Source organism: Flavobacterium sp. FG139 (assembly GCF_057809695.1).
The window spans coordinates 59,304-73,881 of sequence record NZ_JBMDKL010000014.1 but is presented as its reverse complement, the minus strand read 5'-3'; the positions used below and the strand labels follow the sequence as shown (position 1 = coordinate 73,881).

The following is a 14,578-nucleotide window of genomic DNA, read 5'->3' as shown; positions in this document are numbered from 1 at the left end:
GTGCGAATCACTATTCATCCAAAATATAAAAATCAAGAAACGTCTATACTTCAGTTAGTTACAACTTTTTTTGGAGAAGGTGATTTAATTGTAAAAGGATCTCGCAACATTATAAAATCAAATGTATTAGGTAACGAAAAAGTCAATATTAAGTTTTTTCAGAAGCCAGGCTTTATAAAATCAATTATTTATTCTTTTTTCAGAAGTACCAAAGCCAAACGGTCGTTTGATTATGCTAATTATCTAGCAGAGCACAGTATTCCAACGCCTTTTCCAATTGCTTTTGTAGAAGAGCGAAATGCTTTCGGATTGTTGGGCAATAGTTATTACATCTGCGAACAGATTAATTACGATTTTACCATTCGGGAGTTGATTCACAATCCGCAATTTCCAGAACGTCATACTATTCTGGAACAATTTACCGAATTTACTTTTAAGATGCATGAGGCTAAAATTAATTTCCTCGATCATTCGCCAGGAAATACCCTTATTGTAAACGAAGGAAATGGTCGTTACAAGTTTTATTTAATCGATTTAAACCGAATGCGATTTGAAAATTTATCTATTGAAAAACGTATGGATAATTTCAAAAAAATGTGGTTATCAAAATTAATGGTTCAAATTGTTGCTAAGAAATATGCCCAATTGAGTCAACAACCCGAAGCTAAACTGCAAGCTATTTTAATGCAAAAAACACAACAGTTTAAGCGAAAAACGGCTCGAAAAAAGTTCTTAAAACGGAAAATCGGGAAATAAAAAAATCCGAAATAACTTCCGGATTTTTATTTTTTGGTTTGTGAGTAACATTAAACTGCTACGTCATATTCTCTCAAAGCATCGTTCAAAGATGTTTTTAAATCAGTTGACGGTTTTCTTTTGCCAATGATTAATGCACACGGCACTTGATAATCGCCTGCAGCAAATTTCTTAGTATAACTTCCCGGAATTACAACCGAACGCGCTGGAACAAAGCCTTTATATTCAACAGGTTCATTTCCCGTTACATCAATAATTTTGGTGGAAGCAGTTAAACATACATTGGCACCTAGAACGGCTTCTTTTTCAACACGAACACCTTCAACTACAATGCAACGTGAACCAATAAACGCACCGTCTTCAATCACTACAGGTGCTGCTTGCAAAGGTTCTAGAACGCCACCAATACCAACACCGCCCGAAAGGTGAACGTTTTTACCAATTTGTGCACAACTTCCCACAGTAGCCCATGTATCAACCATAGTTCCTTCATCAACATACGCTCCGATATTTACATAACTCGGCATCAAAATAACACCTTTAGAAATGTAAGCGCCATAGCGAGCAACGGCTGGCGGAACCACACGAATTCCTTTTTCGGCATATCCCGTTTTCAACAACATTTTGTCGTGGTATTCAAAAATCCCTACTTCATGGGTTTCCATTTTTTGAATAGGGAAATACATCACCACTGCTTTCTTTACCCATTCGTTAACCTGCCAACCCGATTCGGTTGGTTCTGCAACGCGCAATGTACCCGAATCTAAAGCATAAATTACTTCTTTAATCGCATTGATTGTGGTTTCTTCTTTTAATAATTCTCGGTTGTTCCAAGCTGCTTCTATAGTTGATTGTAAATTGTTCATGATAATTTGATTTGTAGCAAAGATAATGTCATTTTGTGTAATAGAAAAAGATGTTTGATAATAAAAAAAGAGTGTGCTTAAAAAAACACACTCATTTGAAAAAACTAAATCAAATCAAACAAAAACTATTTTTAAGACGTTTCCCAGATTAAGGAGTTAACGTTCTTTAGTGACAAATTTTGAGAAGAATTTATCAAAAATGAAATGTCTAAAGTGACATCATTTAATTGATTTTATTCTTGTTTCAAAAGTAGTATCAATTGATATACAAAAATTTAAGTTTTGATTAATATTAAATTAAGGTTGCCTTAATTTGTCGAATGTTTCTCCAAAAATAATAATTTAAAAAGTACTATTTGAAATACTATCTTTGTAAAAAATACAACAAATGTCAAGAATTTTAGCCATCGACTACGGAATAAAACGCACTGGAATTGCGATTACCGATGAATTGCAAATCATAGCTTCGGGTTTGACTACCATTCCTTCAGAAACTGCTATCGCTTTTTTGAAAGACTATTTTGCTAAAGAAAATGTAGGTAAGGTATTGATTGGTGAGCCCAAACAAATGAACGGTCAACCATCAGAAAGTGCTGAAATCATTGAAAAGTTTGTCACAAAATTCAAATTAGAGTTTCCTGAAATGAAACTCGAACGTTCAGACGAGCGTTTCACTTCTAAAATGGCATTTCAAACCATGATTGATAGTGGATTGAATAAGAAACAGCGCCAAAATAAAGGTTTAGTTGATGAAATTGCAGCAACGATAATGCTTCAAGATTATTTGACTAGAAAGATGATTTAAAATAAAACATGAGCAATATCAAGTTAATAGTAACCGATTTAGACGGAACCTTACTCGACTCCAATCATAATTTGCCTCCTAATTTTTGGGAAATTGAACAGCAATTATTTGACCACAATATCGTTTTAGCCATCGCAACTGGTAGGCAGTTTTACAATATTATTGAAGTATTTGACAAGAGTAAAGATCGAATAGTTTTTTTGGCCGAAAATGGCAATTTTGCTTATTATAAGGGAGCCGAATTATTTGCAAATCCGCTGATGAGAGAAGAGGCGAACACGTTTGTTAAAATTGGAAGAACGGTTAAAGACGCTTTTGTTATTTTGTGTGGAAAAAATGCCGCTTACGTCGAAAATACCGATGAAAAGTTCTTATCGGAAGCTCGAAAATATTATTCGAGATTGGAAATTGTAACCGATTTGACGCAAGTATCCGATGCCATTTTGAAAGTAACTTTGTGCGATTTTAATCACGTTCCAACCAATAGTTATTTGCATTTCAAATCGTTTGAAAATGAGTATAAAATTGCCATTTCAGGAATGGTTTGGCTCGATATTACTGGGTTTAATGCCAACAAAGGCGTCGCTGTAAAAAACATCCAATCGATGTGGAATATCACTGCAGAGGAGACTATGGTTTTTGGCGATTTTCTCAACGATTATGAAATGATGCAAACTGCAAAGTACAGCTATGCTATGAAAAATGCGCATCCCGAAATTATTAAAATATCGAATTTCACCACCCAATTTGACAACAATAACGGAGGTGTTACCGATGTGATTTCGCAAGTAATTATATCTAAATTATAGTTAACACGCCCAAATAAATGCCTTTTTTTGTTACTTTTGTCAAAAGTTTCAAACTAAACATGAAATTTAAAAATTAGAATTTTATAATGATAGTACCAATAGTTGGCTACGGCGACCCGGTTTTGAGAAAAGTAGGCGAAGAAATTTCTGCCGATTATCCTAATCTAAATGAAATCATTGGCAATATGTACGACACCATGTACAATGCTTATGGTGTGGGATTGGCGGCACCTCAAATAGGTTTGGCGATTCGTCTTTTCGTAATCGATACCGAACCTTTTAGCGACAGCGAAGATTTGTCGAAAGAAGAACAAGAGCAATTGAAAGGCTTTAAGAAAACGTTTATCAACGCCAAAATGATTAAAGAAGAAGGTGAAGAATGGGGTTTTAACGAAGGTTGTTTGAGTATTCCTGATGTTCGTGAAGATGTGTATCGCCATGAGAAGATTACGATTGAATACTTTGATGAGAATTTTATCAAAAAGACTGAAGTTTATGATGGTTTGATTGCCAGAGTAATACAGCATGAATACGATCATATTGAAGGAATTTTATTTACCGATTTGATTTCTACGTTAAAACGTACGTTAATCAAAAAGAAATTGCAAAATATCATGGACGGTAAAGCCAGACCCGATTATAAGATGAGATTTTGCAATAAAAAAGGACGATAATTACAACAATTAAAATATATTTGCCACCGCTTAAAATAATTTTTAGAAAATGAATGTAGAAAAAATATTAGCCATCTCAGGAAAACCAGGTTTATTTGAATTGAAAGTTCAAACCCGTTCTGGTTTCGTTGCAGAGTCATTACTAGACGGAAAAAAAATCACAGTTGGAATGAGAAGCAACGTGAGTTTGTTATCTGAAATTTCGATGTATACCCACAGCGAAGAAAAGCCATTGGTCGAAATCATGCGTGCCATTGCTGTAAAAGAAAACGAAGGTCCTGCTATTTCTCACAAAGAAGATAATGCTAAATTGATAGCTTATTTTACTGAAATTGTGCCCGATTATGACGAAGATAGAGTGTATCCATCCGACATTAAAAAAGTGTTGAATTGGTACAACATGTTGCAAGCTAAAGGTTTGGTTTCCAAAGAAGAACCAAAAATCGAGAATGCTGAAGCCGTTAAAGAACAAGTAGTTGAAGAAGTGAAAGAAAAGAAAGCTCCTAAAAAAGCGGCCAAAAAAGAATAGTTAATTACTTTCTAACAAAATACAATCCTATTGCTCCATTCGAGTGGTAGGATTTTTTATTTTTACGATAAATCTATATAAAAATGAATACCAGATCACAACAACTCGACGCTTTTAGCAGATTACTAGACATTATGGAGGATTTGCGTGAAAAATGTCCTTGGGATAAAAAGCAAACTTTAGAAAGTTTACGGCATTTAACCATTGAAGAAACCTACGAATTAGGCGATGCTATTTTAAACAACGATTTGCAAGAAATCAAAAAAGAACTGGGAGATTTGTTGTTGCACATTGTTTTTTATGCCAAAATAGGAAGTGAAACCAACGATTTTGATATGGCTGATGTGTGTAACGAAATTTGCGACAAGCTCATTCACCGTCATCCACATATTTATGGCGATGTAGTGGTTGCCGATGAAGAGGAGGTCAAACAAAATTGGGAAAAACTCAAACTAAAAGAAGGAAAGAAATCGGTTTTAGAAGGCGTTCCCAAAGGATTACCCGCACTAGTGAAAGCCAGTCGCATTCAAGATAAAGTAAAAGGAGTCGGATTTGATTGGGAAGAACCGCATCAAGTTTGGGATAAAGTACAAGAAGAATTACAAGAACTTCAAGTTGAAGTAGCGGCTGGAAATCAAGATAAAATAGAAGCCGAATTTGGCGATGTATTGTTCTCCATGATCAATTATGCTCGATTTTTGAAAGTCAATCCTGAAGATGCTTTAGAACGCACCAACAAGAAATTCATCAAGCGTTTTCAATACCTGGAAAGTAAAGCAGGCGAACTCGGAAAACCATTGATGGATATGACTTTGGCTGAGATGGATATTTTCTGGGAAGAAGCAAAGAAATTATAATTAAAAACGGCTTGAAGTACATTTCAAGCCGTTTTTTTTTTAGGCGATTTCCAACTGTGGGATTTCTATGTTTAAAATTATATTTTTGTATTCGTGCAATTGGTTTTGAATTTTCACAAAATCAGTTTTAAAGAATTTGGTCTCCGTAAATAGCATCACATAATACGCAATTCCATGCAACAAATTATTTTTAAACGATTGCAACTTCTTGATTTGAGCCGATGAGATTTCATTTGAAACTTCTTCTACCTCATTTTTCAAATAATCGACATACATTTTCAATTCGTTAATGAACATATTCGGTCGGTTATTTTTACCCAAAACACTCGTATTTCCATAAATGTGTTGTACCATATCGAAAAGCGTAACTTCTTTATCGAAGTATGCCAAGTTGGGACCCGGACAAATAACTACGCCTTGTGCTTCGCCTTTTATTTTAATATCATTTTCTAAATAAGAGGCATTGGCTAAACCCACACACAGACAGGATTTATGGGTGATTTTGGTCTTCTTTTTATCAAATTCTGCGGCGGATAATTGGTTTTTGATAGCCTCTAATTCTTCCAATTTAATATCTTGGTATTTTCTAGAAGCGGTGCATATTCCTTGTTCGGAAAACTCTTTGCTTAACGCTAATAATTTCTTTGGACACGAACTTCCGGCTTTATTTTGTGCAATTCGATTTATTTTTAAAGTTTCGTTGGTTGTGCCTTTTACTGTATTGAAAGGCACTCCTAGAGGCGATATCTGACTGATGTAAAAATCGTCTTCTTTCGATTTTGCTAATAAATTTCGAGTAGCTACATCTACCGAAGTAGCTTCTGGAACTAATAAAAATGGCGAACCCCAACCCACAGCATCCACTTGATAATACTCTAAAAGAAACTCATGTTCTTCGGCCGTTCCAACACCACCTTGAACGGTGATTTTTAGTTCTAATGGCTTTTCGGGTGTTGGCATTTCTTTTTGTGCTAAGGCTTTTACCATTAATTCGTGTGCCGATTGGATTAATTGTGCCTTCTTTTCCTTAAATTCCTCCATAATCGGGCCGAGTAAATAACCATCCGTGGCAAAGGCATGTCCGCCGCAATTCAATCCCGATTCGATGCGGTATTCTGATACCCAAAGTCCTTTTTTTGCTAAAAAATTCCCTTGAATCATCGCCGAACGAAAATCGCTTACTTTCAGAATGATTTTCTTTTTTAAATCACCATTACTATCGGGAAAAAAATCTTTAAAATGTTCAAAATAACTGTACAATCTCGGATTCATTCCTGCCGAAAGTACCACAGCCGAAGATAACTTACTATTAGCAAATCCGCGTAATGAAGCATGAGCATCGTTAAAAGTTACGGGCAATGGGTCATTTTTGATGAAATTATCCTTATCGACTTTTGTCATGATATTGACATCAATATTTCCAGGACTTAAATGAGTTTCAAGGTAGTTTTTCATAGTATCTTTGAATTCAATACCACCTTCAATTAATTGCTGTAATCCTTTTTTTAATTCCGATTTGTTAGGAAGCATTGCAATGTAATGATCCAAGGCTTCTTTGCTTTCGGTCAATTCTTGTTTGAAAGCTTCAAATTTTTGTTTCACAACATCGTCTACCATATTGAGGTAAGCGGTAATTCTTTCGGCACGATAATCGTGAATTTTAGTGGATATACCTTCGTAATTCAAGTGAAGTTTTTTACTGTAAAACGAATGTATTTTCTCAATTAGTTCGTCGTCAATTATGGAAATAACAGAGGATATTCCATAGTGTGCTACTCGAATTGGGCTGTCGATGGTATATGCCAATCCCATAACGGGAATGTGAAAAGTATGAACGGGTTGATTCGTATTCATAGATTGTAGATATAGTTTATATAATTTACAAATATTGGAAACCTGTCGAGTTTAAAAACTGATAATTATCATACCTATGAAATTTCTATTAAAAAAATGTATATTTGGAATGAATAAACTTTTCAAAAAACACATATGTCGGAAGCAAAACACGAATTGAAACGCTCTTTAGGATTGATTGATGCCACAAGTTTGGTTGCAGGTTCAATGATAGGTTCCGGGATTTTTGTGGTAACCGTTTTCATGGCACGTGATTTAGGTTCGGCAGCTTGGATTTTAGTAACCTGGTTGCTTACAGGATTATTAACCATGTCGGCAGCCTTGAGTTATGGCGAATTGGCAGGCATGATGCCTACGGCTGGCGGACAATATGTATACATCCAACGTGCTTATGGAAAACTGGTTTCGTTTTTATACGGGTGGACGGTTTTTACCGTAATACAAACCGGAGTGATTGCAGCCGTTGCGGTGACTTTCGCGAATTATGCCGCAGTATTTTTTCCAGTTTTAGAACATAAAATTTTTACAGTTGGAGACAGTTTTTCGTTTACCAACAGTCAAGTTTTAGCGATGTTTAGTATTGTTTTGCTAACTTACATTAATACCAAAGGTGTTAAAAATGGGAAAGTAATTCAACTCGTTTTTACTTCGGCTAAGTTGCTGGCACTTTTTACCTTGATTATTTTTGGATTGTACATCGGATTTCATACCGATACGTTTCACAACAATTTTACCAATACATGGGAAGCAAGTCAAACCGTTTATGATGAAGCAACTAAAACCGCTACTGTGACTAAAATATCTGGAATAGCTTTGGCAGGTGCTATTGGATCTACTATAATCAATTCGTTGTTCTCGAGCGATGCATGGAATAATGTGACGTTTATTGCAGCCGAAATTAAAGATCCCAAAAAGAACATTCCAAGAAGTTTGTTTTTAGGAACATTAATAGTAACTGTGATTTATATATTGGCTAATGTGGCTTACCTAGCGTTACTGCCATTGCACGGAACGCCTGACGGTTCGGTAACGCAACACGGAATCATGTTTGCGAGTCAGAATAGAGTAGGAGCGGCAGCTGCTAATATGATCATGGGAAACATTGGTGTTTTTGTGATGGCGGGTTTAATTATGGTATCTACTTTTGGGTGTAATAGTGGCTTGATTTTATCTGGTGGTCGCTTGTTTTATGCCATGGCAAAAGATGCGTTGTTTTTTAAACAAGCTGGTGAATTGAATGCCAATGATGTTCCAGCTAAAGCGTTGTGGTACCAGTGTATCTGGGCTTGTATATTGTGTATTTCCGGACGATATGGCGACTTGTTGACCTATGCTACCTTTGCATCGTTGCTCTTTTACATACTAACGATTTACGGAATTTTTATTTTAAGAAAAAAAGAACCGAATGCTGAACGCCCTTACAAAGCTTTTGGATATCCAATAATTCCAATACTGTATATTGTTGTTACGACTTTAATTTGTATCGCGCTATTGATATATCAAACGACTAGCACCGGTTTAGGATTAGCGATTGTAGGGTTGGGAATTCCAGTATATTACTTGTTTTTAAATAAGAAAGAAGTATAAAAAAGAATGGCTGAAGTATTATTCAGCCATTCTTTTTAATTTATTTCGATCGATAATTGCGATTTTTTTCCCGACTAAGTCAATTAAACCATTTTTGTTCAATTCAGATAATAATCGGATGCAACTTTCGGTTGCAGTGCCAATCATACCTGCCAGTTCTTCACGCGACAATTGAATGTGTAAAGTGCCGTCTTCATTTTTACCAAAGGTATCTTCTAATTGTAATAAGGTTTCGGCTAATCGTTCTTTGACGCTTTTCTGAGCCATAGAAACCATGTGGTCATCGGCTTCTTTCAAATCGCCACAAATGGTTTTCATCACATTCATGGAAAACTGATTGTTCTCATTGAAAAATCCCATAATTTCCGATTTTGGAATGAAGCACACTTCCATATCTTCAAGGGCAACAGCACTTAAGTTGGCCGGTTCGTCACTGATTAGGGAACGTTGACCTAAAAGTTCTCCTGGTTTAACCAATTTTACAATTTGGTCTTTACCATTAGCACTTAGTTTAGACAGTTTGCAAACACCATCTTTCACACAAAAAATGCCATTAACACTTTCTCCTTCTTCAAAAATAGGTTCTCCTTTTTTAATAGTATACGACGTTTTGCAATCGGCCATACGCAAAAGTTCGTCTTTGTTAAGCGCTTTTAAAGAACTAAATTCTCTAACGATGCATTGTTCACATTTGCTCATAAGGCTATTTCTTTAATGGTCTTGCAAAGATATTAAATAGTATGACAAATATCATATTTTAAAATTAAGAATTGTTCAACCTTTGTTCAAGGTAAAATGAGCAAATTTATGGACACAACAAATTGTTTCCATTGTGGTAATGAAATCATAAAAAAAGAAGAGATTGTATTTGATCAAAAAAGTTTCTGTTGTAACGGTTGTAAAACGGTTTACGAGATCTTTAGTCAGAATGACATGACTTGTTATTATGATTTTCAAGCATCGCCAGGTGCTACTCCATTGGATATTAACGGAAAATATGACTTTTTAGAAAATGAAAGCATTGTTTCAAAACTATTGGAATTTCAAGAGAATTCAACGCACATTATTTCATTGTACATTCCTCACATACACTGTAGTTCGTGTATTTGGATTTTGGAAAATCTACAAAAACTTCAACCAGGAATAAGTACGTCTATAGTGAACTTTCCTGAAAAGAAAGTTCGAATAACATACAGTCCAGAAACTACCAATTTAAAGCAGATTGTAGAATTGCTTTGTTCCATTGGTTACGAACCTTACATTAGTTTAGAAAATTTTGATGAAGGTAAAAAAGCAGTCGATAGAAGCCTTATTTACAAAATTGGAGTGGCTTTTTTCTGTTTCGGAAACATTATGTTGTTGTCGTTTCCAGAGTATTTTGAGGTGAACGAATTTTGGATCAATCAATATAGAGGTTTTCTCAGATGGTTGATTTTTGCATTATCATTACCTTCTTTTTTATATTCGGCTAGTGGCTATTATGTTGCCGCTTGGAACAGTATTAAGGCCAGAATGTTGAATATCGAAATTCCAATAGCACTCGGAATCGTAGTGATGTTTATTAGAAGTACGGTGGATATTGTCTTGGATTACGGACAAGGCTTTTTTGATAGCATGTGTGGACTCATTTTCTTTATGCTGTTAGGAAAGTTATTTCAAATGAAAACCTATAGTTTTTTATCTTTTGAAAGAGATTACAAATCCTATTTCCCGATTGCAATCACAAAGATTTTACCAGATGGAACAGAACTTCCAGTGCAAGTATACGATATTGTAAAAGGCGACCGATTGTTAATTCGAAACCAAGAATTAATCCCTGTTGATGGGATTCTAATTTCAGAAAAAGCTTCCATCGATTATAGTTTTGTTACTGGAGAAGCTGTGCCTATTGAAAAAAAATCGGGTGATAAAGTCTTTGCTGGTGGCAAGCAGCTCGGAAAAGTCATCGAAATGGAAGTATTGTTTTCGGTTTCCAATAGCTATCTAACACAGTTGTGGAGTAATGATGTGTTTCAGAAAAAAGTAGAAATAAAGCACAAAACCATTACCGATACTATCAGCCGTTACTTTACACCAGCGTTATTAGGACTTGCGGTAGTATCATTTTTATATTGGATTTTTATTAGTGTGGATACCGCTTTTAATGTGTTCACTGCCATTCTCATTGTAGCCTGTCCGTGTGCTTTAGCTTTGACAGCTCCTTTCACACAAGGAAACGTGTTGCGCATTATGGGAAGACGAAAGTTGTACCTGAAAAACGCTATGGTTATTGAGCAATTGGCCAAAGTAGATACGATAGTTTTTGACAAAACAGGAACAATAACCACTAATAAAAAGACCTCAATAACTTATGAAGGTGCACCATTAAATGATTTCGAATTAAAATTATTATACAATACGTTGAGAGGTTCTAATCATCCACTTAGCAGACGCTTGTATGATTTTATTCCGAAACAAGAGCGAACAGAACCACTACATTTTGAAGAAATTATTGGAAAAGGAATCCATGCCGAGTTTAAAGAAGGAACAGTAAAATTAGGTTCTTCCCAATTTTTGCAACACATGAGTGAAAACACGCATAAGAAAACCAAAGTTCATGTTGAAATAAATGGCGTTTACAAGGGAAGTTATGTGTTCAATAATCAGTATAGAGCTGGTTTAGAACAATTATTTGAACGATTAGCCAAAAGCTATAATCTCGTTGTTTTGTCTGGAGATAATGATGGAGAACGAAAAATATTAGAAAAAATGCTTCCAGCTACGACTACTTTGGTATTCAACCAGAAGCCCGAACAAAAACTAGAATACATTGAAAATCTTCAAAAGCAAGGAAAAAATGTCATGATGGTCGGTGATGGCTTGAATGATTCTGGTGCTTTAGCGCAAAGTAATATTGGGATATCCATTTCCGAGAATGTCAATGTGTTTTCTCCTGCTTGTGACGGAATATTAGACGCTTCCCAATTTCAAAAGATTGCTTTTTTTATGAAGTTTTCCAAAAATGCTATGAAAACCATTTACATGAGTTTCGCTCTTTCATTATTGTACAATGTAGTAGGGTTGAGCTTTGCGGTTTCGGGTAATTTGCTTCCTATTGTAGCGGCTATTATTATGCCACTAAGTACGATTACCATTGTAAGTTTTGTAACGATTATGAGTAATCTATATGCTAAAATTTCAAAATGAACGCTCCCATTTTGAAACAAAAAATCAAGTATGATAAATATCATATTTTATAAAAAGGAGCAGAAGTAACTTTGTTAACACAAATATAAGGTATGAGTGTCATTTATCTATTAATCTCCATCAGTATAGTAGTAGCCATTGCGTTTCTATATGCTTTTATAAGAGCAGTGCGAAGCGGTCAATTTGACGACGATTATACACCTTCCGTCAGAATGCTTTTTGACGATGAATTGAAAATTAAAACCACAACAAATACAAACAAAAAAGAAGAACAAAAACCAATTTAATTATGGAAATGCAACAATTTTATTACGACAACAAAATTGTAAAGAAATTTCTCTACGCCAGTATCGTTTTTGGTGTAGTAGGAATGTTAGTAGGGCTTATTCTGGCCGTATTGTTTCTCTTCCCAAACATGACAGACGGAATCTCGTTTTTAAGTTTCGGACGATTAAGACCTTTACATACCAATGCAGTTATTTTTGCCTTTGTAGGTAACGCTATGTTTGCAGGGATATATTATTCTCTTCAACGTTTACTTAAAGCAAGATTATTCAGCGATTTTTTAAGTAATCTTCATTTTTGGGGATGGCAACTCATAATCGTGGCAGCAGCTATTACTTTACCTTTAGGATATACCAGTTCTAAAGAATATGCCGAATTAGAATGGCCAATTGATATTGCCATAGCATTGATTTGGGTGGTATTCGGTATCAATATGATTGGAACTATCTTGAAAAGAAGAGAACGTCATCTTTATGTTGCTATTTGGTTTTATATCGCTACTTTCGTTACCGTTGCGGTTCTTCACATTTTCAACAGCTTGGAGTTACCAGTTTCAGCAATGAAGAGTTACTCGGTATATGCAGGTGTTCAAGATGCTTTAGTACAATGGTGGTATGGTCATAATGCGGTTGCCTTTTTCTTAACTACTCCATTCTTAGGATTGATGTATTACTTTGTTCCTAAAGCAGCCAATCGACCAGTATATTCTTATAGATTATCTATCATTCACTTCTGGTCCTTAATTTTCTTATACATCTGGGCTGGACCTCACCACTTGTTGTATTCTGCATTGCCAGACTGGGCACAAAATCTAGGAGTTGTATTCTCTATTATGTTGATTGCTCCATCTTGGGGAGGTATGATTAACGGACTTTTAACGCTTCGTGGTGTTTGGGATAAAGTAAGAGAAGAACCTGTTTTGAAATTCTTCGTAGTAGCAATTACAGGTTATGGTATGGCGACTTTTGAAGGTCCGATGCTTTCTCTTAAAAACGTAAACGCTATTGCACACTTTACCGATTGGATTATTGCTCACGTTCACGTTGGAGCCTTAGCTTGGAACGGATTCATGTCGTTTGGTATCATTTATTGGGTAATTCCTAGAATGACTAAAACCGAATTATTCTCTAAAAAGTTAGCCAATTTCCATTTCTGGATTGGAACTCTTGGAATTATTTTATACGCGCTTCCAATGTATGTTGCTGGATTTACTCAGGCTTCTATGTGGAAACAATTCAAACCCGATGGAACTTTGCAATATGGTAACTTCTTAGAAACTGTGACGCAAATTATGCCAATGTATTGGATGAGAGCCATTGGTGGAACGTTATACTTAACAGGAGTTATTGTTTTAGTATACAATATTATCAAAACAGTTAAACAAGGCGCTGCCGTAGAAGATGAATTGGCAGAAGCTCCAGCCTTACAAAAAATCTCAAGCGGTAGACTAAAAGGTGAAAAATGGCACGGATGGTTGGAAAGAAGACCTATTCAACTGACTTTATTGGCAACGGTAGCAATTTTAATTGGAGGTATCATTCAAATTGTACCAACCATTATGGTAAAATCTAATATTCCAACCATTTCTTCAGTAAAACCATATACACCACTTGAGTTAGAAGGACGTGATATCTACATTCGAGAAGGATGTGTGGGATGTCACTCACAAATGATTCGTCCGTTCCGTTCAGAAGTGGCTCGTTATGGCGATTATTCTAAAGCAGGCGAATATGTATACGATCATCCATTCTTGTGGGGTTCAAAACGTACAGGTCCAGATTTGCATAGAGTAGGTGGTAAATATCCAGATACATGGCATTTCAACCACATGTATAATCCGCAAAGGGTAAACAAAGCCTCCATCATGCCAGCCTATAAATGGTTGTTTGCTAACAAAGCCATGGATCATTCGTTGATTGACGCTAAGATGAAAGCCATGAGAACACTAGGAGTTCCTTATTCTGATGTTGAAATTGCCAATGCTATGAAAAGTATTGAAGAACAATCTACGGCAATTGAGAAAAACCTTAATTCTGATCCAGATTATGTAAAATCGTATGATGCTAGTAAAGCAGAAATTGCTAAAAAAGGAGAAACTTTTGTTCCGATGAAAGATAGAGAAATTGTTGCTCTAATAGCTTATTTACAAAGACTTGGAACCGATTTAAAAGTTAAAAAACAATAAGTCATGTTAAAATTTGTAAAATATACTTTAGAAACTATTGATGGTGTTGCTGTATATCCGGTGATATCATTACTCATCTGTTTCACATTCTTTGTAGGTCTTTTCTTTTGGGTTTTTACCTATAAAAAAGACAAAATCAAAGAGTTAAGTGAATTACCAATAAAAGAATAATCATCTTAAAGATT

General features: G+C 35.3%; 14 protein-coding genes. 11 read left to right on the top strand and 3 right to left on the bottom strand.

Features of this window, described 5'->3' with window-relative positions:
* On the top strand, positions 1-756 hold the full coding sequence (locus tag ACODSI_RS12305) for a lipopolysaccharide kinase InaA family protein (protein WP_488917157.1): 756 nt from the start codon (positions 1-3) through the stop codon (positions 754-756).
* Positions 757-806: 50 nt separating this feature from the next.
* Here ACODSI_RS12305 and ACODSI_RS12300 read toward each other — a convergent pair whose 3' ends face one another.
* Positions 807-1,622: a 2,3,4,5-tetrahydropyridine-2,6-dicarboxylate N-succinyltransferase gene (locus ACODSI_RS12300; protein WP_488917156.1), complete on the bottom strand. Its 816-nt coding sequence runs from the start codon at positions 1,620-1,622 to the stop codon at positions 807-809.
* Between the two features lie 388 nt (positions 1,623-2,010).
* Between ACODSI_RS12300 and ruvX the strand changes: the two genes are divergently transcribed.
* From ruvX to mazG, 5 genes are all read left to right on the top strand, one after another.
* A complete protein-coding gene (gene ruvX / locus ACODSI_RS12295; RefSeq protein WP_488917155.1) occupies positions 2,011-2,427 on the top strand; it encodes a Holliday junction resolvase RuvX in 417 nt (138 codons plus the stop codon).
* 8 nt (positions 2,428-2,435) lie between these two features.
* Positions 2,436-3,236, top strand: a complete 801-nt coding sequence (locus ACODSI_RS12290) for an HAD family hydrolase (protein ID WP_488917154.1) — start codon at positions 2,436-2,438, stop codon at positions 3,234-3,236.
* 86 nt (positions 3,237-3,322) lie between these two features.
* Positions 3,323-3,910, top strand: a complete 588-nt coding sequence (def, locus tag ACODSI_RS12285) for a peptide deformylase (protein WP_488917153.1) — start codon at positions 3,323-3,325, stop codon at positions 3,908-3,910.
* A gap of 49 nt (positions 3,911-3,959) precedes the next feature.
* A complete protein-coding gene (locus ACODSI_RS12280; RefSeq protein WP_488917152.1) occupies positions 3,960-4,439 on the top strand; it encodes a DUF5606 family protein in 480 nt (159 codons plus the stop codon).
* An 83-nt stretch (positions 4,440-4,522) separates the two neighbouring features.
* Positions 4,523-5,296, top strand: a complete 774-nt coding sequence (gene mazG, locus ACODSI_RS12275) for a nucleoside triphosphate pyrophosphohydrolase (protein WP_488917151.1) — start codon at positions 4,523-4,525, stop codon at positions 5,294-5,296.
* Between the two features lie 39 nt (positions 5,297-5,335).
* Here mazG and ACODSI_RS12270 read toward each other — a convergent pair whose 3' ends face one another.
* On the bottom strand, positions 5,336-7,150 hold the full coding sequence (locus ACODSI_RS12270; RefSeq protein WP_488917150.1) for a hypothetical protein: 1,815 nt from the start codon (positions 7,148-7,150) through the stop codon (positions 5,336-5,338).
* A gap of 135 nt (positions 7,151-7,285) precedes the next feature.
* On the opposite strand from ACODSI_RS12270, the gene ACODSI_RS12265 reads away from it, so the two are divergent.
* On the top strand, positions 7,286-8,737 hold the full coding sequence (locus ACODSI_RS12265; protein WP_488917149.1) for an APC family permease: 1,452 nt from the start codon (positions 7,286-7,288) through the stop codon (positions 8,735-8,737).
* Positions 8,738-8,755: 18 nt separating this feature from the next.
* Here ACODSI_RS12265 and ACODSI_RS12260 read toward each other — a convergent pair whose 3' ends face one another.
* Positions 8,756-9,436, bottom strand: coding sequence for a Crp/Fnr family transcriptional regulator (locus ACODSI_RS12260; protein WP_488917148.1), 681 nt, complete (start codon positions 9,434-9,436; stop codon positions 8,756-8,758).
* Positions 9,437-9,544: 108 nt separating this feature from the next.
* On the opposite strand from ACODSI_RS12260, the gene ACODSI_RS12255 reads away from it, so the two are divergent.
* The 4 genes from ACODSI_RS12255 to ACODSI_RS12240 all read left to right on the top strand — a co-directional run bounded on the left by ACODSI_RS12255 (position 9,545) and on the right by ACODSI_RS12240 (position 14,564).
* Positions 9,545-11,923: a heavy metal translocating P-type ATPase gene (locus ACODSI_RS12255; RefSeq protein WP_488917147.1), complete on the top strand. Its 2,379-nt coding sequence runs from the start codon at positions 9,545-9,547 to the stop codon at positions 11,921-11,923.
* A gap of 92 nt (positions 11,924-12,015) precedes the next feature.
* The gene (ccoS, locus tag ACODSI_RS12250) at positions 12,016-12,210 is read left to right on the top strand and encodes a cbb3-type cytochrome oxidase assembly protein CcoS (protein ID WP_488917146.1); all 195 of its coding nucleotides are present in this window, start codon (positions 12,016-12,018) and stop codon (positions 12,208-12,210) included.
* 2 nt (positions 12,211-12,212) lie between these two features.
* A complete protein-coding gene (gene ccoN / locus ACODSI_RS12245; RefSeq protein WP_488917145.1) occupies positions 12,213-14,393 on the top strand; it encodes a cytochrome-c oxidase, cbb3-type subunit I in 2,181 nt (726 codons plus the stop codon).
* A gap of 3 nt (positions 14,394-14,396) precedes the next feature.
* Positions 14,397-14,564, top strand: coding sequence for a CcoQ/FixQ family Cbb3-type cytochrome c oxidase assembly chaperone (locus ACODSI_RS12240; RefSeq protein WP_488917144.1), 168 nt, complete (start codon positions 14,397-14,399; stop codon positions 14,562-14,564).
* Positions 14,565-14,578 lie beyond the last annotated feature (14 nt).

Bases quoted from the DNA above. Each gene is read 5' to 3' on its own strand.
- ACODSI_RS12300 (WP_488917156.1), bottom strand. From the start codon at position 1,622: ATGAACAATTTACAATCAACTATAGAAGCAGCTTGGAACAACCGAGAA.
- ruvX (WP_488917155.1), top strand. From the start codon at position 2,011: ATGTCAAGAATTTTAGCCATCGACTACGGAATAAAACGCACTGGAATT.
- ACODSI_RS12290 (WP_488917154.1), top strand. From the start codon at position 2,436: ATGAGCAATATCAAGTTAATAGTAACCGATTTAGACGGAACCTTACTC.
- def (WP_488917153.1), top strand. From the start codon at position 3,323: ATGATAGTACCAATAGTTGGCTACGGCGACCCGGTTTTGAGAAAAGTA.
- ACODSI_RS12280 (WP_488917152.1), top strand. From the start codon at position 3,960: ATGAATGTAGAAAAAATATTAGCCATCTCAGGAAAACCAGGTTTATTT.
- mazG (WP_488917151.1), top strand. From the start codon at position 4,523: ATGAATACCAGATCACAACAACTCGACGCTTTTAGCAGATTACTAGAC.
- ACODSI_RS12270 (WP_488917150.1), bottom strand. From the start codon at position 7,150: ATGAATACGAATCAACCCGTTCATACTTTTCACATTCCCGTTATGGGA.
- ACODSI_RS12265 (WP_488917149.1), top strand. From the start codon at position 7,286: ATGTCGGAAGCAAAACACGAATTGAAACGCTCTTTAGGATTGATTGAT.
- ACODSI_RS12260 (WP_488917148.1), bottom strand. From the start codon at position 9,436: ATGAGCAAATGTGAACAATGCATCGTTAGAGAATTTAGTTCTTTAAAA.
- ACODSI_RS12255 (WP_488917147.1), top strand. From the start codon at position 9,545: ATGGACACAACAAATTGTTTCCATTGTGGTAATGAAATCATAAAAAAA.
- ccoS (WP_488917146.1), top strand. From the start codon at position 12,016: ATGAGTGTCATTTATCTATTAATCTCCATCAGTATAGTAGTAGCCATT.
- ccoN (WP_488917145.1), top strand. From the start codon at position 12,213: ATGGAAATGCAACAATTTTATTACGACAACAAAATTGTAAAGAAATTT.
- ACODSI_RS12240 (WP_488917144.1), top strand. From the start codon at position 14,397: ATGTTAAAATTTGTAAAATATACTTTAGAAACTATTGATGGTGTTGCT.